At 64.3% G+C, this 25,916-nt stretch carries 20 protein-coding genes; 13 read left to right on the top strand and 7 right to left on the bottom strand.

What is annotated here, in order from left to right:
* Positions 1-88: 88 nt before the first annotated feature.
* Positions 89-1,342: an adenosylhomocysteinase gene (gene ahcY, locus COW1_RS05180; RefSeq protein ID WP_242466499.1), complete on the bottom strand. Its 1,254-nt coding sequence runs from the start codon at positions 1,340-1,342 to the stop codon at positions 89-91.
* Between the two features lie 132 nt (positions 1,343-1,474).
* Here ahcY and COW1_RS05175 point away from each other — a divergent pair, with 132 nt between their 5' ends.
* From COW1_RS05175 to COW1_RS05165, 3 genes are all read left to right on the top strand, one after another.
* Positions 1,475-2,155 (top strand): class I SAM-dependent methyltransferase, encoded by a 681-nt coding sequence (locus tag COW1_RS05175; protein WP_231971477.1) that lies wholly within the window; start codon positions 1,475-1,477, stop codon positions 2,153-2,155.
* A 93-nt stretch (positions 2,156-2,248) separates the two neighbouring features.
* Complete coding sequence (locus COW1_RS05170) at positions 2,249-3,541, top strand: cyclopropane-fatty-acyl-phospholipid synthase family protein (RefSeq protein ID WP_096366146.1); 1,293 nt, start codon at positions 2,249-2,251, stop codon at positions 3,539-3,541.
* Positions 3,538-4,665: an NAD(P)/FAD-dependent oxidoreductase gene (locus COW1_RS05165; protein ID WP_201345627.1), complete on the top strand. Its 1,128-nt coding sequence runs from the start codon at positions 3,538-3,540 to the stop codon at positions 4,663-4,665. Before COW1_RS05170 ends, COW1_RS05165 begins: the two co-directional genes overlap by 4 nt.
* Before the next feature lie 8 nt (positions 4,666-4,673).
* On the opposite strand, the gene COW1_RS05160 is transcribed toward COW1_RS05165, so the two are convergent.
* Complete coding sequence (locus COW1_RS05160) at positions 4,674-5,624, bottom strand: PDC sensor domain-containing protein (protein WP_096366148.1); 951 nt, start codon at positions 5,622-5,624, stop codon at positions 4,674-4,676.
* Positions 5,625-5,852: 228 nt separating this feature from the next.
* Positions 5,853-6,242 (bottom strand): hypothetical protein, encoded by a 390-nt coding sequence (locus COW1_RS05155; protein ID WP_096366149.1) that lies wholly within the window; start codon positions 6,240-6,242, stop codon positions 5,853-5,855.
* 285 nt (positions 6,243-6,527) lie between these two features.
* On the opposite strand from COW1_RS05155, the gene uvrA reads away from it, so the two are divergent.
* The 3 genes from uvrA to COW1_RS05135 all read left to right on the top strand — a co-directional run bounded on the left by uvrA (position 6,528) and on the right by COW1_RS05135 (position 13,482).
* Complete coding sequence (gene uvrA / locus COW1_RS05145) at positions 6,528-12,377, top strand: excinuclease ABC subunit UvrA (RefSeq protein ID WP_242466498.1); 5,850 nt, start codon at positions 6,528-6,530, stop codon at positions 12,375-12,377.
* Positions 12,370-12,663 carry a hypothetical protein gene (locus tag COW1_RS05140; protein ID WP_242466497.1) on the top strand — a complete coding sequence of 98 codons (294 nt, stop codon included), beginning with the start codon at positions 12,370-12,372 and terminating at the stop codon, positions 12,661-12,663. Before uvrA ends, COW1_RS05140 begins: the two co-directional genes overlap by 8 nt.
* A gap of 186 nt (positions 12,664-12,849) precedes the next feature.
* Positions 12,850-13,482, top strand: a complete 633-nt coding sequence (locus COW1_RS05135) for a hypothetical protein (protein WP_201345626.1) — start codon at positions 12,850-12,852, stop codon at positions 13,480-13,482.
* Between the two features lie 60 nt (positions 13,483-13,542).
* Here COW1_RS05135 and COW1_RS05130 read toward each other — a convergent pair whose 3' ends face one another.
* Complete coding sequence (locus COW1_RS05130; protein ID WP_201345625.1) at positions 13,543-14,268, bottom strand: glutathione S-transferase; 726 nt, start codon at positions 14,266-14,268, stop codon at positions 13,543-13,545.
* 267 nt (positions 14,269-14,535) lie between these two features.
* Between COW1_RS05130 and katG the strand changes: the two genes are divergently transcribed.
* The 5 genes from katG to COW1_RS05105 all read left to right on the top strand — a co-directional run bounded on the left by katG (position 14,536) and on the right by COW1_RS05105 (position 21,992).
* Positions 14,536-16,692, top strand: a complete 2,157-nt coding sequence (gene katG, locus COW1_RS05125) for a catalase/peroxidase HPI (RefSeq protein ID WP_201345624.1) — start codon at positions 14,536-14,538, stop codon at positions 16,690-16,692.
* Between the two features lie 123 nt (positions 16,693-16,815).
* Positions 16,816-18,219, top strand: a complete 1,404-nt coding sequence (locus tag COW1_RS05120) for a hypothetical protein (RefSeq protein WP_201345623.1) — start codon at positions 16,816-16,818, stop codon at positions 18,217-18,219.
* Positions 18,220-18,279: 60 nt separating this feature from the next.
* Positions 18,280-18,666: a cupin domain-containing protein gene (locus COW1_RS05115; protein WP_201345622.1), complete on the top strand. Its 387-nt coding sequence runs from the start codon at positions 18,280-18,282 to the stop codon at positions 18,664-18,666.
* A gap of 124 nt (positions 18,667-18,790) precedes the next feature.
* Positions 18,791-19,828: a DUF2235 domain-containing protein gene (locus COW1_RS05110; RefSeq protein WP_201345621.1), complete on the top strand. Its 1,038-nt coding sequence runs from the start codon at positions 18,791-18,793 to the stop codon at positions 19,826-19,828.
* A gap of 319 nt (positions 19,829-20,147) precedes the next feature.
* On the top strand, positions 20,148-21,992 hold the full coding sequence (locus tag COW1_RS05105; RefSeq protein ID WP_201345620.1) for a hypothetical protein: 1,845 nt from the start codon (positions 20,148-20,150) through the stop codon (positions 21,990-21,992).
* A 90-nt stretch (positions 21,993-22,082) separates the two neighbouring features.
* Here the strand turns inward: COW1_RS05105 and COW1_RS05100 are convergent, their stop codons facing one another.
* The 3 genes from COW1_RS05100 to COW1_RS05090 all read right to left on the bottom strand — a co-directional run bounded on the left by COW1_RS05100 (position 22,083) and on the right by COW1_RS05090 (position 23,911).
* Complete coding sequence (locus COW1_RS05100; RefSeq protein ID WP_096366159.1) at positions 22,083-22,562, bottom strand: DUF411 domain-containing protein; 480 nt, start codon at positions 22,560-22,562, stop codon at positions 22,083-22,085.
* Positions 22,563-22,816: 254 nt separating this feature from the next.
* Positions 22,817-23,203 (bottom strand): hypothetical protein, encoded by a 387-nt coding sequence (locus COW1_RS05095; protein WP_096366160.1) that lies wholly within the window; start codon positions 23,201-23,203, stop codon positions 22,817-22,819.
* Between the two features lie 42 nt (positions 23,204-23,245).
* Positions 23,246-23,911, bottom strand: coding sequence for a metalloregulator ArsR/SmtB family transcription factor (locus COW1_RS05090; protein ID WP_096366161.1), 666 nt, complete (start codon positions 23,909-23,911; stop codon positions 23,246-23,248).
* Positions 23,912-24,013: 102 nt separating this feature from the next.
* Here COW1_RS05090 and COW1_RS05085 point away from each other — a divergent pair, with 102 nt between their 5' ends.
* Both COW1_RS05085 and COW1_RS05080 read left to right on the top strand, forming a co-directional pair.
* A complete protein-coding gene (locus tag COW1_RS05085) occupies positions 24,014-24,871 on the top strand; it encodes a sterol desaturase family protein (RefSeq protein WP_096366162.1) in 858 nt (285 codons plus the stop codon).
* Positions 24,868-25,830 carry a VTT domain-containing protein gene (locus tag COW1_RS05080; RefSeq protein ID WP_096366163.1) on the top strand — a complete coding sequence of 321 codons (963 nt, stop codon included), beginning with the start codon at positions 24,868-24,870 and terminating at the stop codon, positions 25,828-25,830. The genes COW1_RS05085 and COW1_RS05080 overlap by 4 nt, the downstream gene beginning before the upstream one ends.
* Positions 25,831-25,916 lie beyond the last annotated feature (86 nt).

Raw genomic sequence — 25,916 nt, 5'->3', positions numbered from 1 at the left:
CAGCCTACCTGAGGGCCGCAGTTCTGTCAGCATGGATGTTCCGGCTGGCCAGGTGGACACGCCCGCTCCCGCGATGCTGGAGGATGCTTCAGGTTCCCTCCTGCCAGGAGCTCAGGTAGTCGCGCTGTTCCCCGGTCAGGTTGTCGATGTCGATGCCCATGGCCGCCAGCTTGAGCCGGGCGACCTCGCGGTCGATCTCCGCGGGAACCGGATGCACCTGCGCTGCCAGTTCGCGCCCGTGTTGCGCCAGGTGCACCACTGCCAGCAGCTGGTTGGCGAAGCTCATGTCCATGACCGCCGAGGGGTGACCTTCGGCCGCGGCCAGGTTGACCAGCCGGCCCTCGGCCAGCAGGCACAGGCGCCGGCCGTCGGCCAGCAAGAATTCCTCGACCGAGGCCCGCGGCCGCCGCCGCTCGACCGCCAGGGCCTCCAGTGCGGGGATGTTGATCTCCACGTTGAAGTGGCCCGAGTTGGCCAGTACGCAGCCGTCCTTCATGCGTTCGAAGTGAGTCCGGTCCACCACGTGTTTGTCACCGGTGGCAGTGACGATGAAATCGGCGATCGCCGCCGCCTCCCGCAGCGGCAGGACGCGGAAGCCGTCCATGGCCGCTTCCAGCGCCCGCAACGGCTCGACCTCGGTGACGATCACATGCGCGCCATGGCCCTTTGCCCGCATGGCGATGCCGCGGCCGCACCAGCCGTAGCCGCACACCACGAAGGTCTTGCCGGCGAGCAGGATGTTGGTGGCCCGGATCAGTCCGTCCAGGGTGCTCTGGCCGGTGCCGTAGCGGTTGTCGAACAGGTGCTTGGTCTGGGCGTCGTTGACCGCGATCACCGGGTAGCTCAGCGCGCCCTCGGCGGCCATCGCCCGCAGCCGGATGACGCCGGTGGTGGTTTCCTCGGTGCCGCCGAGCATGGTGTCGATCAGGTCCCGTCGGCGTTTGTGGATCTCGCTGACCAGGTCGGCGCCATCGTCCAGGGTGATGACGGGGCGGTGATCGAGCGCGGCATTGATATGGCCATAGTAGGTCTCGGTGGACTCGCCGCGGATGGCGAACACCGGGATGCCGTGATCCCCGGCCAGGGCGGCGGCCACGTCGTCCTGGGTGCTCAGCGGATTGCTGGCGCACAGCACGACCTCGGCGCCGGCGGCCTGCAGGGCCAGGGCCAGGTTGGCGGTCTCGGTGGTGATGTGCAGGCAGCCGCTGATGTGCAGCCCGGCCAGGGGGCGCTCGCGGCCCAGGCGTTCACTCAGCTGGCGCAGCACCGGCATTTCCCGGGCGGCCCAGGCGATGCGCTCGCGGCCGCCGGCGGCCAGGTCGGGGTTCTTGATATCTGCCATGTATGACACCATGGTGGGTTGGAAATAATGACGGATTGTCCATTTTTTTCTAAGGTTAAGATAGTATGTACTGCGTCAGGTGTCTGTCCGGAGACACGACACGCGCCTGAATTGGCCAGCTAGCGGAAGGGGATGACATTGGATATCGAGGCGATACGAAAAAGCTACAAGCGTTACGCCGCCGGCTACGATCTGCTGTTCGGCGGGGTATTTCACGCCGGACGTACCACCCTGGTCCAGCGCATGGACCTGCAACCGGGCGACCGGGTGCTGGAGGTGGGCGTGGGCACGGGGCTGTCGCTGCCGATGTATCCCGCCGACGTGGAGATCGTCGGCATCGATCTCTCGCCCGAGATGCTGGAGCGGGCCGAACGGCGCTGCCGGCGCCTGGGCATGCAGTCCCGGGTCCGGCTGGAACTGATGGATGCCGAGGACATGAGCTTCGATGATGCCAGCTTCGACAAGGTGGCCGCCATGTACGTCGCCACCGTCTCGCCCCGGCCGGCGCGCCTGATCGAGGAGATGGGGCGGGTATGCAAGCCCGGGGGCGATCTGTTCATTCTCAACCACTTCTCCAGTGCCAACCCGGTGCTCGGCGGCATCGAGCGGCTGCTGGCGCCGTTGTCGCGGCGCCTGGGCTGGCGGCCGGATTTCTCGCTGGAGGAATTCCTGTGGGAGACCCGCCTCGATCTGGTGGAACGTATTCCGGTGAACCTGTTCGGCTACTGGATGCTGTTGCATGCGCGCAACCGCATGGATATGCCGATGTCGATGGCCGCGCCCCTGTCACAGACCGCGGCACGGGCCGAGTAGACCCCGGCGGCGGCGGAGCGGAGCAACGGCGAGGACTTGCACCGGCAGCGGATTTTGGGTAAACCCGGAAGGAAACGATGTCGAGGAGTCGATATGTTGAACAAGCGGGATCAGGCTCAGGATTCTTACCCAGCCGGCAACGGGACCCCTGAACGTCCCCGTATCACTCAGGTGGACAACGCCGGCGAGAGTGCGCGCCAGTCCGGCAACTGGCTGGTGCGACGCCTGTTCGACCTGGCCGGACAGCCGCCAGTGGCGGTCCGGCTGTGGGACGGCTCCGAGTATGCCTCCAGCCGGACCGAACCGGTCGCCCGTCTGCACATCCATGACCGTCGTGCCCTGCAGAAGCTGCTGGGCAACCCCCATTACGAGTTCGGCGAGCTCTACAGCGCCGGGCGCATCGAGGTGGAGGGCAACCTGGCCGAGTTTCTGGATGTGGTCTATCGCCATCTGCACAAGGTCCGCCGCGACGGCCTGCGCGGTCGGCTGGTGCGCCTGCTGGCCCGGCGTCAGGGCAATACCGAGGACCGCGCCCGCCAGAACATCACCCATCACTACGACATCGGCAACGACTTCTACCGGCTGTGGCTGGATGAGAACATGGTCTACACCTGTGCCTATTATCCGCATTCCGAAGCCGGTCTGGAGCTGGCGCAGACCGCTAAGCTGGACCATGTCTGCCGCAAGCTGCGGCTGCAGCCCGGCGACCGGGTGGCCGAGGCCGGCTGCGGCTGGGGCGCGCTGGCACTGCACATGGCGCGCCACTACGGTGTCCACGTCAAGGCCTACAATATCTCCCGCGAACAGCTGGCCTTTGCCCGCGAGCGGGCCCGCGCCGAAGGGCTGGACGACCGGGTCGAATTCATCGAGGACGACTACCGTGCCATCCAGGGCGAATTCGACGCCTTTGTCTCGGTGGGCATGCTGGAACACGTGGGCGTGGACAACTACGGCGCCCTGGGCGAGACCATCGATCGGGTGCTGGCGCCCCATGGCCGCGGCCTGATCCACACCATCGGCCGTGACGCTCCCGGCCCCATGAACGAATGGATCGAACGGCGCATCTTCCCCGGCGCCTATCCTCCCAGCCTGAGCGAGATCACCGAAATACTCGAACCCTGGGGGCTGTCGGTGCTGGACGTGGAGAACATCCGTCTGCACTACGCCCGCACCCTGGAGCACTGGCTGGAGCGTTACGATGCCAACGCCGACCGCGTGCGCGACATGTTCGATGACACCTTCGTCCGCGCCTGGCGGCTGTACCTGGCCGGCTCCATCGCCGCCTTCACCAGCGGCGCCCTGCAGCTGTTCCAGGTGGTGTTCAACCGCCACGGCAGCAACGAACTGCCCTGGACCCGCGACTATATCTACCGGGAGCCGGCATGAGCGGGGAACGCTGCGACGCCCTGATCGTCGGCGGCGGTCCGTCCGGGGCGACCTGCGCCCGCGAGTTGCGCCGCGCCGGGCTGGATGTCGTCATCCTGGACAAGAAGACCTTCCCGCGGGACAAGGTGTGCGCCGGCTGGGTCACACCGCTGGTGCTCCAGACCCTGGAGATCGATCGCGACGACTATGCCGACGGCCGGGTACTGCAGCCGATCAGCAGTTTCCGCAGCGGCATGATCGGCGGTGATGCGGTGGAGGTCGACTATGCGGAGGTGGTCAGCTATGGCATCCGCCGCTGCGAGTTCGACGATTATCTGCTCCGGCGCAGCGATGCCCGACTGTTGCTCGGCGAGCCACTGAAGCAAATGGAGCGCCGCGAGGGTGAATGGCTCATCAACGACCGTCTGCGCACGCCGCTGGTGATCGGAGCCGGCGGCCACTTCTGCCCGGTGGCGAAACAACTCGGCGCCCGCGTCGGCAGCGGTGAGCCGGTGGTCGCGGCCAAGGAGATCGAGTTCGAGATGACGCCGGCGCAGCGTCAGGCCTGTCGGGTCGATGCGCGCCGGCCGGAGTTGTACTTCTGCAGTGACCTCAAGGGCTACGGCTGGATCTTCCGCAAGGGGGATTACCTGAATATCGGCCTGGGCCGTGAGGACAATCACCGGCTGTCCGAGCACATCGACGCCTTCATGGACTGGCTCAAGGCCAGCGGGCGCATTCCCGCGGACATCGATCATCGCTTCAAGGGTCATGCCTACCTGCTCTATGCCCACGGCAACCGGCCGCTCATCGACGACGGTGTGCTGCTGATCGGCGACGCCGCCGGCCTGGCCTATCCCCAGAGCGGGGAGGGCATCCGGCCGGCGATCGAGTCCGCCGTGCTGGCCGCGCAGACCCTGCGCGAGGCCGACGGCGATTACAGCGTCGCCCGTCTCGCGCCCTATCGCCAGCGGCTGGAGGCCCGTTTCGGACCGCTGGAGACGAATGACTACAGCATGATCCCCGACGGCCTGCGTCAGCGTCTGGCCGCGCCGCTGCTGAAGAACCGCTGGTTTACCCGCCACGTGGTGCTGGATCGCTGGTTCCTCCATGTGCATCAGCCGCCGCTGCGCACGGCGGCCTGAGCCAGGCCCTATCCCGCATGGCTCGTCCCGAGCCAGAATCCCAGACTCCGGCGAATGAACTCATCCACCGGGATGTAATACGACCCGTCGCAGGAAAAGGTCAGCCCCACCATGCCGTTGATCAGGTTCAGCGAGCCCGAGCGCAGATAGATGTTGGTGTCCAGGGTGCGCAGTGCCCGGAACTGTTCGAACACCGCCTCGATCCGGTCCGCCGCGACACTGGCCCGTTGCGAATAGCTGCAGGGCGGATAGGCGAGGCAGATCTCCGGGTCCAGGATCTCCTCCACTCCGTGCACGCGATAGGACCAGGGATCGTTCAGCAGCCAGAGCGTGACCCGGGAACTGGAGTAGTGCAGCTTGAGATGAAAGACGCCGTGTCCCTGCATCAGCGTCTGTGCCATCGCGTGGGTGGCCTGAATGTGTTCATCCAGGAAACTCTGCGTGCGTTCCTGAGCGAAGATCCCGCCGCGGATGGCCGGATCGCCCCTGAATTGCTGCTGCCGGCGGAGCAGCGCGGTGACGGGTGTGGTCAACGGCAGGTCGCGCAGCCGGAAGTCCGCCAGCACGAAGCCCAGCAGCCGCTCATCCGCGCTCACTGCCTGCACGGCGGTGATGCAGGGCTCGTGGTCGAGCCGGTCGAGATAGATGTTCGACAACACGAAGCCGCGGTAGGGCAGGGTGGATTCCAGGTAGGGGCGGTCGGCCAGGTCCTGCTCGCGTTTGTCCGAATCGATGCGGCCATGACCGACGTTGGAGGACACCTGCTTCAGATCCGGTGCGATGGCATAGAGATGATTGCAGTAGGGCAGTGATTCCAGAGCCTGATGCAGACACCGATCCAGCGCGTCGTTGTCATCCCATACCGGCCTGCAGCAATCGGCCAGCTGATTCAGGGGCGCATCAATCAATGCCGCTATGGCGCGTTTCTTGGCCGAGACCTCCTGCCTCAATTCGTCCATGGTGTCTGGCTTCTCCCCGCCGCCGTGACAATCTGCATTTGTCAGGCACTATTCGTGCCTGATCCCGACTGTGGGGAAAAACAGGGGCCTGCAGTACTCGGTGTGTGGAGGCCGGGACGGTAGAGGTGCAATCAGGGCGTGGTATGCGCCCTGATTGTGCAGGGAATGACGTTTATCGCTGTTCAGGCCGGCCGGTGCGCCCGGCCGCCTCTGTCGCTGAGGCAGGCATCAGTGATGCAGCGGATGCCAGGGCCGGCCCATCGGATCCCGGTTCAGCAGCGCCCACACCACCAGCCCCGCCATGATCACGGCAAGCACCAGCGGTACTGTGTAGATCAGGCCGTCCTCGTAGCCGTTGAAGTTGAGAAAACGCTGGTTGGCGACCAGTCCGGCATGAATCAGCACCAGGGCGGCGCCGGGGACGGTCAGGGCGGAGCCGCGCAGATGCGGGAAGGTCATGGCGTAGACGATATAGGGTACCAGGCCGGCCAGGATCACGCTGACCCAGAGTTCATGGCCCATGGCCGGTTGCGGCGCCAGGCCGGAGATGAACGCCAGCACCGCGCCTGCGGCCAGCATCCAGTAGGCGAAAACACGATAACCGGGGGTGTGCTCCATGACAGCCTCCTCGCGGGGGACCCGCTTTGCGCTTGCAGTCTCACGAGTATAGAAGCCCTCGGCAACAGGGAAGTTCCATAACCCCACGCGGTATCGGTTTATCGCCGACCCTGTTCCCTGTAGTTTGGTCAATTGATCGTCATTGCGAGGCGCGAAGCGCCGCGGCAATCTCTTGCCGATCGAGTCTGCGTTGGGGGCTTGCCACGCCCCGCCCGCGATGACGTTGTGCTCTGAAAACGGGTAAAATCCGACTCTCAATACCCACTCCACCAACCGGACACCGACGTGGCAAAACCCGCCATCTGCGTGCGCGGCGCGCGCCAGAACAACCTCAAGCATCTCGACCTCGACCTGCCTCTGAACGAGTTCATTGTCGTCACCGGCGTGAGCGGCTCGGGCAAGTCCTCGCTCGCCTTCGACACCGTCTATGCCGAGGGCCAGCGCCGCTATGTGGAGACCTTCTCGCCCTATGCGCGCCAGTTCCTGGACCGCATGGACAAGCCCGGCGCCGACCGCATCGACGGCATCCCGCCGGCGATCGCCATCGACCAGACCAACCCGGTGCGCACCTCGCGCTCCACGGTCGGCACCATGACCGAGCTGAACGATCACCTCAAGCTGCTGTTCGCCCGCGCCGCGCAGCTGTACTGCCGCGGCTGCGGTGCCCGGGTGCGCCGCGACACGCCGCAGAGCATTGCCGACAGCCTGCTGCAGCGCGCGGATGCCTCGGCCCCGCGCGCCAGCATCAGCTTCACCATTCAGGTTCCGGACAACTTCAGCCTGGAGGAGGTCGAGGGCCTGCTCGGCCAGCAGGGCTATACCCGCATCCAGCGTCTTGAGGGCAAACGCCTGGAGGTGGTGCAGGATAGGCTGCGGCTGGAGCCCGCAAAACGCGAGCGTCTCACCGAGGCGCTGGAGGCCGCGCTCAAGCACGGCCATGGGCATGTGAACATCCAGCCGCTGGATGACGCGGGTAATGCACAGACCGCCTGGCGCTATTCCAGTGAACTGCACTGCGCCGACTGCGACATCCACTATGCGCCGGTGATCCCCAACAGCTTCTCCTTCAACTCCCCGGTCGGCGCCTGCGAGACCTGCCGCGGTTTCGGCCGCACCCAGGGCATCGACTACAACCTGGTCATCCCCGATCCCGCGCGCAGCCTGGCCGACGGCGCGATCAAGCCCTGGCAGACCGACAGCTACATCGAGGCCCAGGGTGATCTGATGCGCTTCGCGCACAGGCGCGGCATCCCCACCGATATCCCCTGGCAGGAGCTGACCGAGGAGCAGCAGTGCTGGGTGATCGAGGGCGAGGGCGACTGGGACGAAGGTGTCTGGTACGGCGTGCAGCGCTTCTTCGCCTGGCTGGAGACCAAAAGCTACAAGATGCACATCCGGGTGCTGCTGTCGCGCTACCGGGCCTACAACGAATGCCCTGCCTGCCGCGGCGCCCGGCTCAAGCCCGAGCCGCTGCTGTGGCGGCTGGGCACGCGGGACAATGCCGATAATGCACTGCCCCCTGATCAGCGCTTTTATCCGCCCGGCATGCAGGTTCCCAGAGACACTCAAATGAAGCCGTCATCCCGGCGCAGGCCGGGATCCAGCATCCGCGGAAGCGTGGATTACTCGCTTCGCTCGCCCTTCGGGCCGCCCTCTGGGCGTTCAACGCGCTCCGCGCTTTTGTCCGGCCTGCGCCGGGATGACGGAAAAGGAAATGATCGAGGGGATTCCGAAGTAACATTCGAACAACTGCCCGGCCTGACCATCCACGACCTGATGCTGCTGCCCCTGGACCGCGCCCTGCGCCTGTTCGAGCAGCTGGAACTGCCAAAGCCGCTGGACGAGGCCACCGAACTGCTGCTGGCCGAGATCCGTTCGCGCCTGGGCTACCTGGTCGAGGTCGGCCTCGGGTATCTCGCCCTGGATCGGCAGTCACGCACCCTCAGCGGTGGCGAGGTGCAGCGCATCAACCTCACCACCGCGCTTGGCACCTCGCTGGTCAATACCCTGTTCGTGCTGGACGAGCCCAGCATCGGCCTGCACCCGCGCGACATCGACCGCATGACCGGCGTACTGCGCCGGCTGCGCGATGCCGGCAACACCCTGCTGGTGGTCGAGCACGACCCGCAGATCATGCTCGCCGCCGACCGCATCCTGGACATGGGCCCGGGGCCGGGCGAGCGCGGCGGCGAGGCGGTGTTCTTCGGCACGCCGAAACAGTTGCTGCGCAACAGGCGTTCGCTCACCGCGCAATACCTGCGCGGCGAGAAGTCCGTCGTGGATGACGAGGACGCCGCGTCGCCGCCGGAGCCGGACGGCCCCTGCATCGAGGTGCAGGGCGCCGCCGCGCATAATCTGAAACAGATCGACGTGCGCCTGCCGCTCAACCGGCTGGTGTGCGTGACCGGCGTGTCCGGCTCGGGCAAGTCCACCCTGATGCAGACCGTGCTCTACAACGGCCTGCGCAAGCTCAAGGGCAGCCCGGTGGACCCGCCCGGCGAGCACCGGGCCATCAGCGGCCATGAGCATATCGATGCAGTGGTGCTGGTGGACCAGTCCGCCATCGGCAAGACCACCCGCTCCAACCCGGCCAGCTATGTCGGGGCCTGGAACGCCATCCGCGAACGCTTCGCTGCTCATCCCGAGGCGCGCGAGCGCGGCTACAAACCCGGCACCTTCAGCTTCAACTCCGGCGACGGCCGCTGCCCCACCTGCGGCGGCAACGGTTTTGAACACGTGGAGATGCAGTTCCTGAGCGACGTCTACATCCGCTGCCCCGACTGCGACGGCAGCCGCTACCGCCCCCAGGTGCTGGAGATCCGGCTGCCGCCGCCGGCCGGAAGCCGGGAAGGCGCGGTCTCGGTGGCCGATGTGCTGGCCATGACCGTGACCGAGGCGCTGGACTTCTTCGCCGGGGACGCCGCCGTGCAGCAGGCGCTGGAGCCGCTGGCCGCCGTGGGGCTGGACTATCTCACCCTGGGCCAGCCGGTGCCGACCCTGTCCGGCGGCGAGGCCCAGCGCCTGAAGCTCGCCGGCCATCTGGCCAAGACCGGCGGCAAGGCGAAGGGCAGGGGCAGGAACAAGAGCAAAGGTACACCGCGCACCCTGTTCCTGTTCGACGAGCCCACCACCGGCCTGCACTTCGACGATATCCACAAGCTGCTGCAGGCCTTCCGCCGGCTGCAGGCCGAGGGCCACTCGCTGGTGGTGATCGAACACAACCTGGATGTGATCGGCGCCGCCGACTGGGTGATCGACATCGGTCCCGAGGGCGGGGAGGGCGGCGGCGAGCTGGTGTTCGCCGGGACGCCGCAGGCGTTAATGAGGACCGCTGACCTCAATGCTCCGTCATCCCCGCGCAGGCGGGGATCCACAGACTGCGGAAGCCTGGATCCCCGCCTGCGCGGGGATGACGGGAAAGGACGGGTGGCCAGCCACACCGGTCTCGCCTTGTGCGACTATGCCGCCGGCCTCGACCAGGCCCGCGCCCCGGCCGACCTCGAAACCACGGCGAACAAGGCAGCGCCCGCCGCCTCCCGCCACATCGAGGTCCGCCACGCCCGCGAACACAACCTGAAGAACGTCACCGTCGACATCCCGCGCGGGAAGTTCTCCGTCATCACCGGCGTGTCCGGCTCGGGCAAGTCCACGCTTGCCTTCGACATCCTGTTCAACGAGGGCCAGCGCCGCTACCTGGAATCGCTCAACGCCTATGCCCGCCAGTTCGTGCAGCCGGCGGCGCGTGCCGACGTGGATGCCATCCTCGGCATCCCGCCCACCGTGGCCATCGAGCAGCGCACCAGCCGCGGCGGGCGCAAGTCCACCGTGGCCACGCTCACCGAGATCCATCACTTCCTGCGCCTGCTGTTCGTCAAGCTCGGCACCCAGTACTGCCCCGACTGCATGATCCCGGTGGAGCCGCAGACCCCGGCCTCCATCCTGGCCCGGGTGATGCGCGACTACCGCAACAGATCGGTCAGCGTGCTGGCCCCAATGGTCGTGGCCCGCAAGGGTTTCTACACCGATCTGGCCAAATGGGCGCTGGCGCGCGGCTATGAACACCTGCGCGTCGACGGCGAACTCACTCCGACCGCCGACTGGCCGCGCCTGGACCGCTACAGGGAACACGACATCGAACTGCCGGTGGGCGAGGTGAAGGTGGCGCCCAAACAGGAAGGCCGACTGCGCGAACTGATCCGGCTCGGCCTGGACCTGGGCAAGGGTATCATCCAGCTGCTGCCCGACAGCGGCCCCGGCAGCAGCAGGGGCGTGACCTTCTCCATCCACCGCGCCTGCCCCGGCTGCGGCCGCAGTTTCGACGAACTGGACCCGCGACTGTTCTCTTACAACTCCAAGCACGGCTGGTGCCAGGCCTGCTACGGTACCGGCCTGCGATTACAGGGCTTCGACGAGGAGCAGACCGGCGAGGAGACCTGGTGGAACGACTGGTGGGAAGGCGAGGCGGCCGTCTGCCCCGCCTGCGAGGGCCAGCGGCTCAATCCCGTGGCGCTGGCGGTCTACTACCGTGACAGCTCCATCGCCGAGCTGGCCGGCCTGACCGTCAGTGAGGCCGGCAAGCATTTCGATAAGCTGCGCCCGAAGGGCCGGGAGGCAGAGATCGCCCGTGACATCCTGCCCGAGCTGCGCAGCCGGCTGGGTTTTCTGCAGGACGTGGGCCTGGGCTATCTCACCCTGGACCGCGCCGCGCCGACCCTGTCCGGCGGCGAGGCCCAGCGCATCCGCCTGGCCGCCCAGCTCGGCTCCAACCTGCGCGGCGTGTGCTACATCCTGGACGAGCCCACCATTGGCCTGCACCCGCGCGATAATCAGATGCTGCTGGACACCCTCGGTCGGCTGGAGGGCAAGGGCAACACCATCGTGGTGGTGGAGCACGACGAGGACACCATCCGCCGCGCCGAGCATGTCATCGACCTCGGCCCCGGCGCCGGGGTGCAGGGCGGCGAGGTGGTCGCCGCCGGCACCGTCAATCAGCTGATGAAGAATCCGGCCTCGCTCACCGGCAGGTTCCTCGCCCATCCGCTCAGGCACCCGCTGAGTGAACGCCGCCCGGTGCGTATCAAGGGCCGGGGAGCCGACGCCTTCATCGCGATCCAGGGCGCGCGCCTGCACAACCTGAAGAACCTGGATGTGCGCTTCCCCGTGGGCCGGCTGATCGGCGTATCCGGTGTCTCCGGCTCCGGCAAGTCCACCCTGGTGCGCGAGGTGCTGCAGACCAACCTGCACGCCCTGCTGCAGCGCGGCAAAGCCAAAGGCAAAAAGACTCCGGCACTGATCGGCTGCAGGGATATACAGGGCATCGAGCATCTCAAGCGTGTGCTCGAGGTGGACCAGACCCCCATCGGCAAGACCCCGCGCTCCTGCCCGGCTACCTACATCGGCTTCTGGGACGATATCCGCAAGCTGTTCGCCGGCACCCCCGAGGCGCGCCTGCGCGGATATGGCCCGGGCCGCTTCTCCTTCAACGTGAAGGGCGGGCGCTGCGAGGCCTGCGAGGGGCAGGGTTTCAAGAAGGTGGAGATGAGCTTCCTGCCGGACGTGAAGGTGCCCTGCGAGGTGTGCAACGGCGCCCGCTTCAACCGGGAAACACTGGAAGTCCTGTACAAGGACAGAAGCATCGGCGAGGTGCTGGCCATGGACGTGCGCGAGGCGGTGGAGTTCTTCCGGGCCCATCCGAAGATCCACCGCGCCCTGCAGCTGCTGGACGACGTCGGCCTGGGCTATCTCACCCTGGGCCAGCAGAGCCCGACCCTGTCCGGCGGCGAGGCCCAGCGCATCAAGCTGGTCAGCGAACTGGCCAAGGCCAGGACCGACGCGGCCGAACCGGCCGCCCGCCCCGGCACCCTCTACATCCTGGACGAGCCCACCGTCGGCCTGCACATGGCCGACGTGGAAAAACTCATCCAGGTCCTGCACCGCCTGGTCGGCGCCGGCCACACCGTGGTGGTGATCGAACACAACCTGGATGTGCTCGCCGAAGCCGACTGGCTCATCGACATGGGCCCCGAAGGCGGCGAGGGCGGCGGCCGCGTCGTTGCCCAAGGCACACCTGAATCCCTCATTGCCAGCAGGAAATCCCACACTGCCCGCTTCCTCAAGGATTTTCTGGGTGGATAAGCCATTTCACAACTCCTCCAGAACCTGTACCCTCTGCGGCCGGGCCGTGCCCCTGACCTTCCACCACCTCATCCCGCGCAAGGTCCACCGCCGCAATCACTTCGTCAGGCACTACAGCCGGAATCAGCTCGCCGCGGGCATCCATGTCTGCCGGCTCTGTCACAATGGCATCCACAATGCCCACGACGAGATGACGCTGGCGAAGGAACTGAACACCCTGGAGAAGTTGCAGCGGGACGACCAGATCAGGCGACACGTGCAGTGGGTGGCGAAGCAGAAAACATAACCGATCAGCATCAGGCCGTCATTGCGGGGAGCGCGGCGACATGGCAATCTCCGATTTGCCGAAATCGGTCGCTATCGAGCTGCGGGCCTGGTGGCGGATCATCGGGATTGCGTTTTACCCGTCGCGCCCTGTTTCTTTTCAACCGACACCATTGAACCGGATATACAGGTAGATCATCACATCACCATGAGCATGAAGCTGACACAAAAACGCTTTCTGAAAGGCACCCGGGAATTCGAGATAATCGATGATGCCATTCATGTGCGGATAAAGACGCCATTCAATAAGGAAAAATTGACGGTGTCGCTGTCGATGTTGAACCCCAACCCCGTCGTCAACCAGGCATGTCTTGAGTTTCATGGTCGCGATACAAACGAGCCGGTGCTGTCGCTTTTGCTGAACCAGCCGAACCCCGAGGAATTCGATGCCTTTGTCGAGGCGCTGAAGCGGCGGGTGCTGGAAGAATACAGCGTTGCCGCCGGGGTAAAGGCAGCTTCTCATTCCGGCGAATTCGATGGAAACCATCATCATGAGCCGCAGGAATTCGAGGAATCCCATGATATTCGACTGCGGGTCAAGGTGCAGGCTGTTGATGCAGAGAGGATTGAACACGCGATCCAGATGCTGGAAACCTATCTGGACGCCGACGATATCAAACCCCTGCTCTATGCCCTGGAGGCACTGAAAGCAGAGCCTCGGAATGAATCGTGTCTGGTGCAGGTGGCGGCCGCGTTCAATGACCTGAAGGGGACGCAGGGTGCAGTACTGACGTATGCGCCATATCTCAGCATCCTGTTTTCCGATAATCCATTCGAATAAGGCGGATCGAGGGAGGCAGTCAGGCTGCGGCAATCGTGCAGGCACATGGGCCTGCGGTTTTCATGACGGCTTATCCAGTTCCGGATAATGCCGGAAGATCCCATCCTCGTTGAAAGCCAGCCGCCGCTGCGTGGTGAGATAGGCCGCCGGATTCGCTCGTCCGGCCACCCGGTCATGCAGGGCGACCAGGCCGGGGATATCCGGCTCGATCCCCGCCATCAGTTTCGGAAAGGCATAGCGCAGACCGGCCACGAGCTGGAACATGGACAGATCCACGTAGCTGAGACTGCGGCCGAGCATCCAGCCGCGTTGGCCGCCGTTGTGCTGGAGTACGCCCTCGAAATAGCCCAGCAGTTCCGGGGCGCGTTCCTCCCGGAAGTATTTCGCCCGGCGCCGTGACTCGGGCTTCTGATCCTCGTAGTAGAGATTGGCGCCGATGGGATGGTGGGTGTCGTGGATATCCACCAGAAAATCCTCCACGGTCAGCTGCAGCTGGTGTGCCCACAGCCGGCCGGCCTCTGAATCGGGCGCCAGGCCCAGCCGCGGCCCCAGGTAGTGCAGGATATTGGCGGTCTGAGCGATGACCAGCCTGCCGGCCCGCAGAAAGGGCGGGGCGAAGGGCGGGTGTTTCAACTCCGGGCTCTGCATCAGGTCCAGCATCCTCTGCATGCCGGCGGCGCCCTCGCGGGCCACATCGACATAGTCGGCGCCGGCTGTCTCCAGTGCCAGCCGCACGAATTCACCGCGGCCCTGGATGGCGGGCCAGTAGAAGAGTTCGTAGCGCATGCTGTCTCCTTGAATCCGACTGGGTGGCATCCATGAATATAGATCAGCCGCGATCCGGTTCTATACTTTCCTTAATCCCGGCAACAGTCAGGGGGGCATGCCACGCGGCCATTCTTGTTATTGCCGTACCCTTCGTGCCAGCCGTCTGCAATGGGCAGTAACGGCCTGTTTCATTCGGAGTCAATTTATCGAATCCTGTCCACACTCTGCCATGCCAGCCTGCCAGGCCGGTAATAAACAGCGAAATTCCCAATAAGGAGGTGCCCAATGTCTGAAAGCAAATGCCCGGTGATGCACGGTGGCGCAACGGAGATCGGCATGTCGAACATGGACTGGTGGCCCAGGGCGCTGAACCTCGACATCCTGCATCAGCACGACCGCAAGACGAACCCGATGGGGGCAGACTTCAACTATCGGGATGAGGTCAGAAAACTCGATTTTGACGCCCTCAGGAAAGACCTGCATGCCCTGATGACCGACAGCCAGGACTGGTGGCCGGCGGACTGGGGTCACTATGGCGGCCTGATGATCCGCATGTCCTGGCACGCGGCCGGCTCCTACCGTATGCAGGATGGCCGCGGGGGTGCCGGTGCCGGCAACCAGCGCTTTGCGCCGCTAAACTCCTGGCCGGACAACGCCAACCTGGACAAGGCCCGGCGTCTGCTCTGGCCGATCAAGAAGAAATATGGCAACAAGCTGAGTTGGGCCGATTTGATCGCCTATGCCGGCACCATCGCCTATGAGTCCATGGGCCTGAAGACCTTCGGGTTCGGTTTTGGCCGAGAGGACATCTGGCACCCGGAAAAGGACACCTACTGGGGCTCGGAGAAGGAATGGCTCGCCCCCAGCGATAATCCTCACAGCCGCTATTCCGGCGAGCGCGATCTGGAAAACCCGCTGGCCGCGGTGATGATGGGGCTGATCTACGTCAACCCCGAGGGTGTGGACGGCAATCCTGACCCGCTGAAGACCGCCCATGACGTTCGCGTTACCTTTGAGCGCATGGCCATGAACGACGAGGAAACCGTTGCCCTGACCGCCGGCGGCCATACCGTGGGTAAAACCCACGGCAACGGCGATGCGGCGCTGCTGGGTCCGGAACCCGAGGCCGCCGATGTGGAAGAGCAGGGCCTGGGCTGGAACAACCACACCCGGCGCGGCATCGGGCGCGACACGGTCACCAGCGGCATCGAGGGGGCCTGGACGTCCGACCCCACCCGGTTCGACATGGGCTACTTCGATATGCTGCTCGATCATGAGTGGCAATCGGTGAAGAGTCCTGCCGGCGCCTGGCAGTGGGAACCGGTCGACATCAAGGAAGAAGACATGCCCGTAGATGTGGAAGACCCTTCGATCCGCTGCAAACCGATCATGACCGATGCCGATATGGCGATGAAGATGGACCCGGTCTACCGCGGGATCATGGAGAAATTCCGCGCGGATCCCGCTGCGTTCAACGATGCCTTCGCGCGGGCCTGGTTCAAACTGACGCACCGCGACATGGGGCCGAAGGCGCGCTATATCGGTCCCGATGTGCCCGATGAAGATCTGATCTGGCAGGATCCGGTGCCGGCGGGCAGGACGGACTACGATATCCAGGCCGTGAAGGACAGGATCGCCGCCTGCGGTCTGAGCATCAGCGACATGGTTGCCACTGCCTGGGACAGCGCCAGAACCTTCCGCGGTTCCGACAACCGCGGCGGTGCCAACGGCGCGCGTATCCGCCTGGCCCCGATGAAGGACTGGGAAGGTAATGAGCCCCAGCGCCTGAGCAGGGTGCTGGATGTGCTCGAACCGATAGCGGCCGACAGTGGCGCCAGCCTGGCGGATGTCATCGTCCTCGCGGGTAACGTTGGCATTGAGCAGGCGGCAAAGGCTGCCGGCTTCGATATCAGCGTTCCCTTCGCATCCGGCCGTGGCGATGCCACCGACGCGATGACCGATGCCGAATCGTTCGAACCGCTGGAACCCCTCCACGACGGTTACCGCAACTGGCTCAAGCAGGACTATGTCGTCAGCGCCGAGGAAATGATGCTCGATCGCACCCAGCTGATGGGCCTGACCGCGCCGGAGATGACCGTGCTGGTGGGTGGTATGCGGGTGCTCGGCACCAATCACGGCGGCAGCCGACACGGTGTGTTCACCGATCGCGAAGGGGTTCTGACAAACGACTTCTTCGTCAATCTGACCGATATGAGTTACGCCTGGAAGCCGGCCGGCAATGACCTGTATGAAGTTCGAGACAGCAGCACGGATCAGGTCAAATGGACGGCCACGCGGATGGACCTTGTGTTCGGCTCCAACTCGATCCTGCGCGCCTATGCCGAGGTCTATGCGCAGGACGACAACCAGGAGAAGTTCGTCCGGGACTTCGTCGCGGCCTGGACCAAGGTGATGAATGCAGACCGCTTCGACCTGGCCTGAGTCCGCCCCGGTGCAGCCCGGTCATCAGAATGCCCCGATGCCCGCCGCCCCTGAATGTAGAAGCCTCGGAATCCGCTTCTATACTTGAATCAACCCCGGGATGGCGCCGAGGAGGCGGTGAGCATGAAATATGTCGTCAGCCTGTATCTGCTGCTGTGCAGCATTCCCCTGCATGCCGCGATCACCGAGCCGGGCTGCGCGCAACTCCTGTCGTGGGCGGCGCAGCATGATCAGAAGCAGCAATGGCAGGTCACTCCCCGTTATCAGTTTCCCGGCATCAGCCGCGATGAGGTCCTGGTGCCGGTGTTCGGCGAGTCGGTAACCCGCTGGTCGATGGAGGATTTCCGCAATCTCAGCCAGTGGATGCGCACGTGCCGCCAGCAGTTTCTGCAGGACGGCGACCCTGCCGCTGCCCGGACCCTGGCGACCGCCAGCGGGGCCATGATGCGGCTGACCGGCTATGTCCAGCAGTTTGACCGTAGTCGCGGCGAGGCGGAGCAGGCCGTCGCCAGTCTCCTGGCCGCACCCGAATCGCAAGGCAGGGCAGCGGCGATCGAACTGGCGCAGCAGGCCCTGCGGGGAACCAACATCCGGCGTGAACTGCGCAATGTGCCGCGCGAGTTCATGCGGCCGCTGATGGGGCTGACCAATATCCACGGCCTGCTGCCGCAGCGGGATATCGAGGCCCTGCAGGCGCAGCTGGGCAGCGGCGAGGGCGTTGCCGGGACCAGTGCTGACAGGGTGCCGGGCGGGGCGGATGTCGAAGCGCAGAAGGACGCGCAGAGCCGTGCGGTCGCATCGCAGTCGCCGGATCGCCGGGCGACGCCGCCGACGACGACAACGGAGCAGGCAGAGACCTCTGCGCCGGCTGAGTCCCGGGTCGCCGCTTCCCAGTCTCTCGACGTGCCGGATATCTCGCAGATCGAGTTGCTGCCGCCGCCGTTGCAGGGCGGCGCCGATGTCACGCAGACGCGGCTGGTGGGCGTTCGCCTCGGCATGCCACTGGAGGCCGCGATCGAGGCGGTGCAGCAGGCGGGGTTCCGGCTCAAGGACAAGGGCGGCAATCTGCACAAGCTGGGGGTGTACCAGTACTGGCTGGATTTCGCCGAACTGGAGAAGGGCGAGACCGAACCCTTTCCCGGCACAATGACGCCGGCGGAATCCCGGGCCTACCAGACCCGGCTCGGCATCCAGAGCGTGCAGTCAGGCAAGGTTTCGCTGGTGGCCTACGAGGGGCGGGTGGGCAGGATCAGCGTCAGCGCGAGCACCTTCGATGGCCCTGATGCTGTGAAAGCCTATGTGCTCGAGCGCCTGGGTGAACCGCACAAGCTGGAGGGATATCCCGACGTTCGCTGGTACATGGTCTGGCATCAGGACCGGGACAAGCAGACCCTCGACGACACCCAGTTGCGCATCGAGGCCAAACAGATGCAGTACACCGACCTTGTGCGCAATGTTAACGTGCCCTATACACAGATCAGCTATTCCACCTGGCTGTGCGGGACCCTGCCCAAGTGCATGGAATGACCATGCCGCAGGCGCGGATACCGCTGAGTTGACATGAATCGACACCAATAAGGAGGAAGCATGCGCATTGCACGCGAAGACATACCGGTGCGGATCGACGTCCCGGGGGCGACGGCACGCCAGCAGGCCGATTTCGGCGATGTCTCCGGCTACGGCCGGATGGGGGCGGAGTATTTCTCCTTCGGTGCCGGCACCGATATCACCGAACTGCTGCACGGGCTGGAAGGCGATGCCTGCCAGTCCCCGCACTGGGGCTACGTGGTGGACGGCCGCATCACGGCGATCTACCAGAACGGCGAGGAGGAAACCTCGGCGACCGGAGATCTGTTCTACTGGCCGCCCGGCCACAGCGTGCGCGCCGAGGAGGACACCGACATCGTCATGTTCAGCCCGCAGGAGGAGCACGGCCGGGTTATCGACCATGTGCTGAGCAGGCTCGGCGGCTGAACCCGGTGGGGGCGCAGGTGTCCGAAGGGCAGGGAAGCTTCGGATGCACGGTGACAAACGCTGTTGATTCGGTTTTAATCCCCGCTCACTGTCTCCTGTCGGAACGTCATCAGGGATTGATGCAATGAAGAAAAGAATCGTGATCTGCGCCGACGGTACCTGGAACCGTCCGGAGAAGGACCTCGCCCAGGACTTTCCCACCAATGTGTTGAAACTCGCCCGGGCCATCGCGCCCGTCGGCACCGATGGCGTGCCGCAGCAGGTGTTCTACGACTGGGGCGTGGGCTCCTACTACGACCCGGTCGTCGGCGGGGCCACCGGCAAGGGCCTGCACAAGAACATCATGGATGATTACCGCTATATCGTGCAGAACTACAAGCCCGGTGACGAACTGTATCTGTTCGGTTTCAGCCGCGGCGCCTATACCGTGCGCTGCCTGTGCGGCCTGATCAACAATGTCGGCATCGTCACCCGGCCGGTGGCGCACCTGATTCAGCAGGCCTTCGATCACTACAAGAATCCGGCCCGGGCCTACAAGCCCGACGGTGAGAAATCGATCGAGTTCCGGGAGGCGCATTCCCACCCCTCCCGGGAGGTGGAGTTCGTCGGCGTCTGGGACACGGTGGGGGCGATGGGTATCCCGATCTCCTTCCTGGGCCTGTTCGACGACAGGGACGAATTTTACGACACCAAGCTCGGCCGCAATGTCCGCGTGGCCCGCCACGCCATGGCGATCGACGAGCGTCGCATCGATTTCATGCCCACGGTCTGGGAACCGCGCGCCGATATCGACATCCGGCAGGTGTGGTTTGCCGGCGCGCACAGCAATGTCGGCGGCAGCTACAAGCCGGATGCGGACGGCAGGGTGTTGTCCGATGTCCCGCTGGTGTGGATGGTGAACGAGGCCACCCAGGCCGGCCTCAGCGTCGAACCCCACCTGGGCGAGCAGATCCACGGCAGCCCGTTCGCCACGGTGCACGATTCCCGGCGCAAGTTCTACCGGCTGCGGCAGGAATACCTGCGTCCCATCGACCACGGCAAGGGTGAGGTGCTGATCCACAGTTCGGTGCGCCAGCGCTACGAGGGTGACCCCGACTACCGGCCGCAGAACCTGGTGGAGTACCTGGACGAGTTCGGTTGGCCGGATGAGATGGCTGAATGAGCCTGCCTGGTCCCGGCGTGTAGCCTTCGGCGGTGACGGAGATATCCCTGAAATCGCCGTTTGTCCCGTGTCAGTAACTGATACGACACCTCCGGATTATTTCCGGCATCTGAACATATAATATATTTTTCAAATATTATTATATGGTTCAGTTCAAGTAATTTCTCAAGGGGTCGCTAACCGGGCATCAGCAACTGAAGAGGTATACTGTCTGCAGCTTTGCTGTGTTATTCGGGATGTACGAATAGCCTGGAACCCGAGGCTTCCAGTCGGGCTTTGATGTCCACATAAGCCAACAGACTATACACAGTGGTGAAAAATGAATAAAAACCGTCTATTCCTTCCGTGTTTGTATCTGCTTGCTGGCTGCGGTGGTGGTGGGGGCGATGCCTCCGGTCCGTCAACCGGCTATTTCGTTGACTCTCCGGTTGCAGGCGTAGGTTATAGCACCGCAACCCAGTCCGGCCTGACCGGCGCCGACGGCAGCTTTCTCTACCTGCCGGGTGAGGAGATCACCTTCACCCTTGGCGCTGTCGTGCTGGGTGGTGGTCAGGCCAGAGCCACCATGACACCTTTTGATCTGTTTCCCGATGCGAGCGTGCCGGACAGCCAACAGGCGATCTATTCCCTATTGCGGCAGATCCCGGAAAATAGCGGCCCGCGAATCAGGCTACCTGAAGGGGCAACCCTGGAGCAGCTGGTGCCCGGCGCCATCCAGGCGATCAACCAGCTGGTGCTCCTGCAGGCACTGGACAGTGATGGCAATCCCGAGAACGGGATATCCATCGAATCCGGTATGTTGGAACTGCTAGAGCATACCGAGATCGACTTCGCGCAGTCACCGAATGATTTCCACCGGGATTCCGAACTCGAACACGTTGTCCAGATGGGGGTGGGCGCCGGTCTGCTTGCGAGCACGCGGATTCCCTCTCCCGCTCAGGCTCTGGCCCATTTCTCCGCCGCCCAGGGGGTGGGCTTCACTGCTGCCCGTCCTGTTGCCTATGAGGAGGATGATGATAATGACGGCGTGGCAGACAAGCGGGAAGAGTATGAATATGACGAGGATGGCCGTCTCGTTATAGAACGCGATGACAATGACGGCGACGGTGTCTTCGACACCATTATGAATACCACCTATGCCGAGAACGGCCGGATTCTGGAACGCGATCGCGGGGACTGGAAGATGGCCTACCAATATGATGCTCAGGACCGCCTGGTGAGAACGGCCGAGGATTATGAAGGCGATGGCATAGACGATCAGTGTCGCTTCTACGTCTGGGGTGAGGACGGTAAGCTGGAAAGTGAAAGTCGCGATGACGGTTGTGACGGAACTGCGCAAAGAGCAGAGGATTTTGCCTATGACGCCTTCGGCAATCTGATCCGTGAGCGTCTTGACTCGAACGGTGACGGTGTCTGGGATCGCATCGAGGTGTACGAGTTCTCGGACAGCGACCATCCGCGCACCCGGACCGGAGAACGTATTGATACGGATGCGGACGGGGACTGGAACTTCATCGGAGCAGTCATACTGACAGCGGCCGGGGCTACCAGTGTTTACAAGCACGATTCAGGCGCTGATGGGGCCTGGGATTATATTGCTAATTATTTCTATGACGATGCCGGGTACGCTACAGGTCTGGAGGAGGACAATGATGGCGATGGACAGGTGGATCGTATCGCCCGGTATGATTACGATGCCCTGGGTAACCTGATGAAGTTCGCGGACGATACTGATGCCGACGGCGTGGCCGAGCGGATTGATGAATATGCGTATGCCAATGCTTCTTATCCCCGGGGCGTGACCGGCTACACTGAGGATCATGACGGTGATGGCGTGGCTGATGAGATCGATAGCTACATCTACGATGCCCAGGGGCGGCGGGTGCGAGAGGAGTATGACGGGAATGCCGACGGTGTGCTGGAGACGGTCGAGTTTTATATATACGATGCGGCTGGCAACTTCATCGAGGAGTCGGAGGACCGCGATGCCGATGGCGACAAGGATTATATCCTGACCCGCACCTATGACGCGAACGGTATGCAGTTGACGGAGAGCCAGGACTTCGATGGAGATGGCGTGGTCGATCGTGTGTATTCGTGGGAATACGAAGCCGGAACCGCGGTGAATCTGGTGTTCGAATTACAGGATCAGGCGGAAAGGTGATTGTGTCGATCGTGATTGCCGTATGCAAGGCCCTGGACTGGGAAGTGGTGAATCTGACATGGCTCATTCCCGCTCCAGGGCCAGGCTGGTTCAGTACTGATCGTCGGGCGAATCGATCCGGGCATAGACCCGGCTCCCGCCGTCCTTCTGCAGCAGCAATACTTCATAGGGCATGAACTTGTCACCGACCTCCATGCCGGGGCTGCCCACCGGCATGGCCGGGACGCTCAGGCCTTTGGCGTCTGCCGGCGGATCGGCGAGGAAGCGGGCCACGATCCGGGCCGGGACATGGCCTTCGAAGATGTAGCCGGTCTGCTCGCCCACGGCGGTGTGGCAGGACCGGTAGGCGGGCCAGATATCGTGCTCGCGCTTGATCCGGCCGAGATCGGCCACGTCGATCGGGGTGACGGCGAAGCCGTTGGCTTCCATGTGATCGATCCACTTGCCGCAGCAGCCGCAGGTCGGGCTCTTGTGCACCACCAGCCGGTCCAGTTGTTCGGCCAGTGCCGGATGGAAGGCGAGGGCGGTGGTCAGGGCCAGGGCGGCGAGGGTTCGGATGGGTGTCGACATATTGGGTTTCCTTTCAGCTTTCTGATCAGCCAGCGAAGCTGGCGTCATCCGGTTGCGTCTGTGACGGTACTGCCCCGGTCGTTATTCCAGGCCGCCGCGGTGACTGGATTACTCGCTGCGCTCGCCCTACTACCCTGAAGGGCATAAAGGGCCGCCCTTCGGGCGTTCAACACGCTGCGCGCTTTTGTCCTGCCTGCCCAGGAATCACGCAAGCGAAGGCCTCAGCCTGAACGGCCGGGTATGGCTCGATGCATTCACGCGGTCGCCGCCAGCTGCGCATCGAGTCCGGCACGGATGCGCTGCTTGAGCGCGGCCAGGTCGCGGCAGGCAGCGATGGCCTGGCGGTCCAGCAGCAGTTCGGGGCCGTCGCCGGTATCCAGCAGCACGGCCGGCGGTTGCAATTCCGCCCCGCCGTGGCGGGCCCGGTATTCATCCCGGTGCAGGAATTCCTGCTCGAGCGGCAGCGATTCCAGGAAGGCCACCCACTCCTTGCGGATCCGGAAATGCCCGTGGGTCAGGGTGCACAGGTCGCAGGAATAGGTCTGCGGCGACAGGATCTTGTGCGCGATGTCGGTGGCGGTGTTGAACAGGCCGCTGTCGGCGTTGTAGACGAAGATCAGTTTGTCGGCTGAGTGATGCATGGCCGCCTCCGCTGGCTGTCATTACCGGATTGGACCACGAAATCAGTGCCGGGTTTCCTCCACCGGCAGACCGGCACTGCGCCATTCGGGATAGCCTTCCTCCAGCCGCCGGGCCTGGTAGCCGCGCCGGCGCAACTCGGCCACGGCGTCGTAGGAGAGCACGCAGTAGGGACCGCGGCAGTAGGCGATGACTTCCCGGTCAGCGGGGAGGGCGGCGAGTTGCTTTTCCAGCGAGTCCAGGGGGATATTGACCGCGCCTGGAAGATGGCCGGCCGCATATTCCTCCTCGGGCCGTACATCCAGCACAGTGACCTCGCCGCGTTTCAGCCGCTTCATGAGTTCCTGTGCCGCGACCGGTTCCATGCTGTCCTTGACGGTGAGATAGGTATCGACCAGCTGGTCGATCTCGGCCAGGTGGCGGTTGGCCACACGGCGCATGGCGTCCAGCAGCGCGACCACGTCCTCGCCGGAGAGCCTGTAGTAGATGCGCTGGCCTTCACGGCGGGTTTCCACCAGCCCGGCCTGGCGCAGTTGCTGCAGGTGCTGCGAGGTGTTGGCCACGCTGAGACCCGCGACCTGCGCCAGTGCCTCCACGCTGCGCTCGCCCTGGCCCAGGTATTCAATCAGGGCCAGGCGGTGGGCGTTGCCCAGGACCTTGCCGACGCGGGCGAACTGGGTGAACAGGGCATGTTTGACGTTGAAGCTCATTGACGCGATCCCGGGTGGCGTATATTGTATTCAATAGATCAATTGAATAATATTACCAGAATATCTCCGGCGCCGGCCGGATGCAAGCGAGAGGATCGGACCATGGCAGGCGAAAGCTGGATACTGGCCTACGAGGCGCAGATACGCCTCGGGTTCTTCGTCGGTGTGTTCGCTTTGATGGCGCTGTGGGAAATTCTGGCCCCGCGGCGCATGCCCGGCCACAGCAAATCGGTGCGCTGGTCCAACAATCTGGGTCTGGTGGTGCTCAACACGGTGCTGTTGCGGCTGGTGTTCCCGGCCGCGGCCGTGGGCATGGCGGCCTTCGCCCAGGCCCAGGGCTGGGGCATGTTCAATTATCTGGAGGTTCCCTTCTGGCTGGCAGTGCTGGCCTCGGTGGTGGCGCTGGATTTCTTCATCTGGCTGCAGCATGTGATGGTGCATGCCGTCCCGGCGCTGTGGCGCCTGCACCGGGTGCATCATGCCGATCTGGACTATGACGTCACCACCGGCCTGCGCTTCCATCCGCTGGAGATCCTGCTGTCCATGCTGATCAAGTTCGGCGTGATCGTCGTGCTGGGTCCGCCGGTCCTGGCCGTGGTGCTGTTCGAGGTGCTGCTCAACGCCACCTCCATGTTCAATCACGGCAATGTGCGCATCCCGGTTGCGCTGGACCGGGCACTGCGCTGGTTCGTGGTTACGCCGGACATGCACCGGGTGCATCATTCGATCGAGGACGACGAGACCAACAGCAACTTCGGCTTCAACCTGCCCTGGTGGGACCGGCTGCTGGGCACCTACCGCGACCAGCCGCGCGCCGGCCACGAGGGCATGACCATCGGTATCCGCACCTTCCGCGAGGACAAATGGTGCAGCTGGCTGCCGGGGCTGCTGAGCATTCCCTTCAGCCGCGGCACTGCCGGCTATGCCATCAACCGGCGCAAGTGGGGGGAGGGCGAATGAAGTCCACCGGCCGTCTCCTGCTGCTGGCGTTGCTGGCAGCCGGCATTGCCCTGGCAGTGATCTACCGCGACCGCTTCGATGTGGCCGCGCTGGAGGCCTGGATCGGCGAGGCCGGAGCGGTCGCGCCGCTGGCCTTCATGGCCCTGTATGCCATCGCCGCGGTGCTGTTCCTGCCCGGCTCGGTGATGACCCTGGCCGGCGGCGCCCTGTTCGGGCCGGTGCTGGGCACCTTCTACAACCTGACCGGCGCCACCCTGGGCGCGGCCCTGGCCTTCCTGGTGGCACGCTACCTGGCCTCGGACTGGGTGGCGCGGCGCACCGGCGGCCGGCTGAAGCAGTTGATCCAGGGCGTGGAGGCCGAGGGCTGGCGCTTCGTCGCCTTCGTGCGCCTGGTGCCGCTGTTTCCCTTCAACCTGCTCAACTACGCCCTGGGGCTGACCCGCATCCGGTTCCTGCATTACCTCATTGCCACCTGGATCTGCATGCTGCCGGGCGCGCTGGCCTATACCTACCTCGGCTATGCCGGGCGCGAGGCGGTGGCCGGCGGCGAGGGCCTGATCCAGAAGGGGCTGCTGGCACTGGCGCTGCTGGCGGTGGTGGCCTTCCTGCCGCGGCTGATCGCCATCATCCGCAAGGGCAAACTGCTGCCCACGGATGAACTCAAGCGACGGCTGGATGCCGGAGAGGATCTGCTGCTGCTGGATGTGCGCAAACCGGAGGATTATCACGGTGAGCTGGGCCACATCTCCGGTGCGGTGAATATCCCGCTGGAGGAACTGCCGCAGCGTCTGGATGAGCTCGGTGAGTACCAGGAGCGCCCGGTGGCGACCGTGTGTCGCACCGACCGCATGTCGGCCGCCGCGGCCCGGCTGCTGGTCCAGCAGGGGTTTGCCGATGTGCATGTGGTGCGCAAGGGCATGGTGAGCTGGAATCAGCAGGGTTATCCTGTGGAGAAATGACGGTGTTTCATCAAACTGCGGGGGCACTATTCCGCTCGACTCGCTGTCCAACGCACGACACCAACAGCCCCAAGGAGTCCGACCGG

This window comes from Thiohalobacter sp. COW1 (genome assembly GCF_016629505.1).
In the GTDB taxonomy this organism is placed as follows: domain Bacteria; phylum Pseudomonadota; class Gammaproteobacteria; order Thiohalobacterales; family Thiohalobacteraceae; genus Thiohalobacter; species Thiohalobacter thiocyanaticus_A.
The sequence above is the reverse complement of the archived record's forward strand: the minus strand, read 5'-3'. Positions and strand labels throughout refer to the sequence as shown.

What these genes read in the sequence shown, in the direction of transcription:
- ahcY (WP_242466499.1), bottom strand. Translation starts at nt 1,342, where the DNA reads ATGGCAGATATCAAGAACCCCGACCTGGCCGCCGGCGGCCGCGAGCGC.
- COW1_RS05175 (WP_231971477.1), top strand. Translation starts at nt 1,475, where the DNA reads ATGACATTGGATATCGAGGCGATACGAAAAAGCTACAAGCGTTACGCC.
- COW1_RS05170 (WP_096366146.1), top strand. Translation starts at nt 2,249, where the DNA reads ATGTTGAACAAGCGGGATCAGGCTCAGGATTCTTACCCAGCCGGCAAC.
- COW1_RS05165 (WP_201345627.1), top strand. Translation starts at nt 3,538, where the DNA reads ATGAGCGGGGAACGCTGCGACGCCCTGATCGTCGGCGGCGGTCCGTCC.
- COW1_RS05160 (WP_096366148.1), bottom strand. Translation starts at nt 5,624, where the DNA reads ATGGACGAATTGAGGCAGGAGGTCTCGGCCAAGAAACGCGCCATAGCG.
- COW1_RS05155 (WP_096366149.1), bottom strand. Translation starts at nt 6,242, where the DNA reads ATGGAGCACACCCCCGGTTATCGTGTTTTCGCCTACTGGATGCTGGCC.
- COW1_RS05135 (WP_201345626.1), top strand. Translation starts at nt 12,850, where the DNA reads ATGAGCATGAAGCTGACACAAAAACGCTTTCTGAAAGGCACCCGGGAA.
- COW1_RS05130 (WP_201345625.1), bottom strand. Translation starts at nt 14,268, where the DNA reads ATGCGCTACGAACTCTTCTACTGGCCCGCCATCCAGGGCCGCGGTGAA.
- katG (WP_201345624.1), top strand. Translation starts at nt 14,536, where the DNA reads ATGTCTGAAAGCAAATGCCCGGTGATGCACGGTGGCGCAACGGAGATC.
- COW1_RS05120 (WP_201345623.1), top strand. Translation starts at nt 16,816, where the DNA reads ATGAAATATGTCGTCAGCCTGTATCTGCTGCTGTGCAGCATTCCCCTG.
- COW1_RS05115 (WP_201345622.1), top strand. Translation starts at nt 18,280, where the DNA reads ATGCGCATTGCACGCGAAGACATACCGGTGCGGATCGACGTCCCGGGG.
- COW1_RS05110 (WP_201345621.1), top strand. Translation starts at nt 18,791, where the DNA reads ATGAAGAAAAGAATCGTGATCTGCGCCGACGGTACCTGGAACCGTCCG.
- COW1_RS05105 (WP_201345620.1), top strand. Translation starts at nt 20,148, where the DNA reads ATGAATAAAAACCGTCTATTCCTTCCGTGTTTGTATCTGCTTGCTGGC.
- COW1_RS05100 (WP_096366159.1), bottom strand. Translation starts at nt 22,562, where the DNA reads ATGTCGACACCCATCCGAACCCTCGCCGCCCTGGCCCTGACCACCGCC.
- COW1_RS05095 (WP_096366160.1), bottom strand. Translation starts at nt 23,203, where the DNA reads ATGCATCACTCAGCCGACAAACTGATCTTCGTCTACAACGCCGACAGC.
- COW1_RS05090 (WP_096366161.1), bottom strand. Translation starts at nt 23,911, where the DNA reads ATGAGCTTCAACGTCAAACATGCCCTGTTCACCCAGTTCGCCCGCGTC.
- COW1_RS05085 (WP_096366162.1), top strand. Translation starts at nt 24,014, where the DNA reads ATGGCAGGCGAAAGCTGGATACTGGCCTACGAGGCGCAGATACGCCTC.
- COW1_RS05080 (WP_096366163.1), top strand. Translation starts at nt 24,868, where the DNA reads ATGAAGTCCACCGGCCGTCTCCTGCTGCTGGCGTTGCTGGCAGCCGGC.